Source organism: Terrabacter sp. P5_B1 (genome assembly GCF_056400505.1).
In genome coordinates, this window is sequence record NZ_JBFULD010000390.1 from 1 (window position 1) to 3,491 (window position 3,491).

A 3,491-nucleotide genomic window follows, 5' to 3' on the forward strand; every position below is an offset into this window, starting at 1 on the left:
CCCCATCCGTGAAGGGCAGGACGTCGGTCATGGGGCTCAGGCCTCGGCAGCCACGGCCGGGGTCGCGACGAGGTAGCGGTCGTAGCCCTCGTCCTCGAGGCGGTCTGCCAGCTCGGACCCACCCTGCTCGACGACCTTGCCGTCGACGAAGACGTGGACGAAGTCAGGCTTGATGTAGCGCAGGATGCGCGTGTAGTGGGTGATGAGCAGGACACCGAGGTCGGTCGACTCCTTGGCGCGGTTGACACCCTCCGAGACGATCTTCAGCGCATCGACGTCGAGGCCGGAGTCGGTCTCGTCGAGGATGGCCACCTTGGGCTTGAGCAGCTCCATCTGGAGGATCTCGTGGCGCTTCTTTTCGCCGCCGGAGAAGCCCTCGTTGACGTTGCGCTCGGCGAACACCGGGTCCATCCGCAGGTTGCCCATGGCCGCCTTGACGTCCTTGACCCACGTGCGCAGCTTGGGCGCCTCGCCGTCGATGGCCGTCTTGGCCGTGCGGAGGAAGTTGCTGACCGTCACACCGGGGACCTCGACGGGGTACTGCATCGCGAGGAAGAGGCCGGCGCGGGCGCGCTGGTCGACGCTCATGGCGAGGACGTCCTCGCCGTCGAGCGTCACGGTGCCGCCGGTGACGGTGTACTTCGGGTGGCCGGCGATGCTGTAGGCCAGCGTCGACTTGCCGGAGCCGTTGGGCCCCATGATCGCGTGCGTCTCCCCCGACTTCACGGTGAGGTCGACCCCGCGCAGGATCTCCTTGGGGCCGTCCTCGGTCTGGACCGAGACCGTGAGTCCCTTGATCTCGAGCGTGCTCATGGGTCAGTTCTCCTTGTTGGTGCTGGGGATGCTGGGGGTCTGCTGGGTGGGAGCCGCGTATGCCGTCGACGCGAGCTCCTCCTCGATGGCCGCGGTGATCTCGTCGCGCAGGTCGGCGAGCGGGATCTCACGGATGATGTCGGCGAAGAAGCCGCGCACGACCAGGCGCTTGGCCTCGTCCTCGCTGATGCCGCGCGACTGGAGGTAGAACAGCTGCAGGTCGTCGAAACGCCCTGTCGCAGAAGCGTGCCCGGCGCCCTTGATCTCGCCGGTCTCGATCTCGAGGTTCGGCACCGAGTCGGCGCGAGCACCGTCGGTCAGGACGAGGTTGCGGTTGAGCTCGTAGGTGTCGGTGCCCTCGGCCTCGGCGCGGATCAGGACGTCGCCGACCCACACGGTGTGGGCGGTCTCGCCCTGGAGCGCGCCCTTGTAGGTGGCCCGGCTCTTGCAGTGCGGCGCGTTGTGGTCGATGTACGAGCGGTGCTCGAGGTGCTGGCCGGCGTCGGCGAAGTAGACGCCGAGCAGGGTCGCGTCGCCGCCCGGTCCGGCGTAGCGCACGTTGGCGTTGACGCGGACGACCTCGCCGCCGAGGCTCACCGCGAGGTGCTTGTAGTGGGCGTCGCGACCGACGAGCGCGTCGTGCTGGGCCAGGTGCTGGGCGTCATCGGCCCAGCGCTGTACGGACACGACGGTGAGGTCCGAGCCGTCACCGGTGAYGACCGAGACGAGCTGGGAGTAGCGGGCCGACACGRTGTGCTCGACGACGACCGTCCCCTTGGAGAAGCGCCCCGCGCGCACGACCAGGTGGCCGTGCACGGGCTCGCCACCCTGGCCGACGAGTGACAGCCGCACGGGCTCGTCGAGCTCGGCCTCGGCCGGGATGTCCAGCAGCAGCGCCCCGTCGGCGGCCGCTCCGGCGACGACGGCCGCGCGGTCCTGCGGTGGCAGGATGCCGAGAGCCTGCGCCTGCTCGGACGTGATCGTCGAGGTCGTCACACCCGCGGGGAGCTTCATGATCCAGTCGAGCTGGCCCGTCGCGCCCTCGGCCAGCAGGCCGGCGAGCTTCTTGACGGGCGTGAAGCGCCAGTCCTCCTCGCGGCCCGTCGGGAGCGGGAACGCGGCGACGTCGAACGACGCCGTGCGCTCGGCACGCGACTGCTTGGGCACGAAGGCCGCGGCGGAGTCCGTGTGCGCGGCACCCGGGACGGTGGTCGTGGCTGTGGGGGCGGCGTCGGGCACCGTGGTCTCGCTCTGCTGGGTCTCGGTGATGGCGGGGGTGTCGGTGGTCGTGTCAGCCAGAAGGCCCATCAGCCGACGGCTCCTTCCATCTGGAGCTCGATGAGGCGGTTGAGCTCGAGGGCGTACTCCATGGGCAGCTCACGGGCGATCGGCTCGATGAAGCCGCGCACGATCATCGCCATGGCCTCGTCCTCGGCCATGCCGCGGGACATGAGGTAGAAGAGCTGGTCCTCGGAGACCTTGGAGACCGTGGCCTCGTGACCCATCGACACGTCGTCCTCACGGATGTCGACATAGGGGTAGGTGTCGGAGCGGCTGATCGTGTCGACGAGCAGCGCGTCACAGCGCACGGTCGAGGCCGAGTGGTGCGCGCCGGGGAGCACCTGGACGAGGCCGCGGTAGCTCGCGCGACCGCCGCCACGGGCGACCGACTTGCTGATGATCGAGCTCTTCGTGTAGGGAGCCGCGTGCACCATCTTGGAGCCGGTGTCCTGGTGCTGGCCCTCGCCGGCGAACGCGATCGAGAGCGTCTCGCCCTTGGCGTGCTCGCCCATGAGGAAGACGGCGGGGTACTTCATCGTCACCTTGGAGCCGATGTTGCCGTCGACCCACTCCATCGTCGCCCCGGCCTCGCAGGTCGCGCGCTTGGTGACGAGGTTGTAGACGTTGTTGGACCAGTTCTGGATCGTCGTGTAGCGCACGCGGGCGTTCTTCTTGACGATGATCTCGACGACGGCCGAGTGCAGCGAGTCCGACTTGTAGATCGGGGCGGTGCAGCCCTCGACGTAGTGCACGTAGGAGCCCTCGTCGGCGATGATCAGCGTCCGCTCGAACTGGCCCATGTTCTCGGTGTTGATGCGGAAGTACGCCTGGAGCGGGATGTCGACGTGGACACCCTTGGGCACGTAGATGAACGAGCCGCCCGACCACACGGCCGTGTTGAGCGCGGCGAACTTGTTGTCGCCGGCCGGGATCACCGTCGCGAAGTGCTCGCGGAAGAGGTCCTCGTGCTCCTTCAGCGCCGTGTCGGTGTCGAGGAAGATGACGCCCTGGGCCTCGAGGTCCTCGCGGATCTGGTGGTAGACGACCTCGGACTCGTACTGCGCGGCGACGCCGGAGACGAGGCGCTGCTTCTCGGCCTCGGGGATGCCCAGCCGGTCGTAGGTGTTCTTGATGTCCTCGGGCAGGTCGTCCCACGTGGCCGCCTGCTTCTCGGTGGACTTCACGAAGTACTTGATGTTCTGGAAGTCGATGCCCGTGAGGTCCGAGCCCCAGGCGGGCATCGGCTTCTTGCCGAAGAGGCTGAGGCTCTTCAGGCGCAGCTTCGTCATCCACTCGGGCTCGTTCTTGCGGGCCGAGATGTCGCGCACGACGTCCTCGTTGAGCCCACGACGCGCCGTGGACCCGGCCACGTCACTGTCGGCCCAGCCGTACTCGTA

3 protein-coding genes are annotated in these 3,491 nt (G+C 68.3%); all 3 read right to left on the reverse strand.

What is annotated here, in order from left to right; translation table 11 throughout:
- Positions 1-36: 36 nt before the first annotated feature.
- Positions 37-813: a Fe-S cluster assembly ATPase SufC gene (sufC, locus tag AC1DP0_RS19705; protein WP_478087840.1), complete on the reverse strand. Its 777-nt coding sequence runs from the start codon at positions 811-813 to the stop codon at positions 37-39.
- A 3-nt stretch (positions 814-816) separates the two neighbouring features.
- Positions 817-2,112: a Fe-S cluster assembly protein SufD gene (sufD, locus tag AC1DP0_RS19710; protein ID WP_478087844.1), complete on the reverse strand. Its 1,296-nt coding sequence runs from the start codon at positions 2,110-2,112 to the stop codon at positions 817-819.
- A gap of 8 nt (positions 2,113-2,120) precedes the next feature.
- The coding region (gene sufB / locus AC1DP0_RS19715; RefSeq protein WP_478087842.1) for a Fe-S cluster assembly protein SufB at positions 2,121-3,491 on the reverse strand (1,371 nt) is incomplete at its 5' end.

What these genes read in the sequence shown, in the direction of transcription:
- sufC (WP_478087840.1), bottom strand. Translation starts at nt 813, where the DNA reads ATGAGCACGCTCGAGATCAAGGGACTCACGGTCTCGGTCCAGACCGAG.